At 38.1% G+C, this 562-nt stretch carries 1 protein-coding gene; it reads right to left on the bottom strand.

All coding sequences use genetic code 11. The annotated features are described in order from the left end of the window. Positions 1-146 precede the first annotated feature (146 nt). Positions 147-562 (bottom strand): hypothetical protein (locus tag ADH52_RS03080; protein ID WP_049510024.1); only part of this gene is annotated, 416 nt, incomplete at its 5' end.

Genomic DNA, 562 nt, shown 5'->3' on the forward strand with positions numbered 1-562 from the left:
TCGAACCCGTGTTACCGCCGTGAAAAGGCGGTGTCTTAACCCCTTGACCAACGGACCTGAGTTATTTTCAACTCTTACTATTATACTGGCTTTTCAAACTTTGTCAACACTTTTTTAAAACTTTTTTCATTTTTTTACATAGCTTCTTACCGAGTACGGATATCAAACTCCTTAAACACAATACGTAAGTCTCTTAGGACTCTTTGACGACCTTGGAAGCGTTCATTTCTTAAGACGAGTTCTAACTCTTCTTGTTTATCTTTACTTTGTTTGTTTCTATAATCTCTTAGTGTCTCATGAAAGAGATAATAATCATCTAGCCACAGACCGCCCTCACTGATACGATGACTGATCTCACCCACTTCTTCATAGGGTTCTTTATCATATCTTCGTTTTTGACTTTCCTGCTTACGGATATAGTCTAGGATCCGATTCCGAAACTTTGTCTTAAAATATTTCCTTAAACGAGGAATATCTTCTGCCAGCTCTTCTTCTCTACTGATCAGTTCATGTAAGCAAATCATTCCCTCTTGGTCCCAATCCGATAACTCCCATAAATGAA

Origin of the sequence: Streptococcus pseudopneumoniae (genome assembly GCF_001072665.1) — a bacterium.
Lineage (GTDB): Bacteria > Bacillota > Bacilli > Lactobacillales > Streptococcaceae > Streptococcus > Streptococcus pseudopneumoniae_S.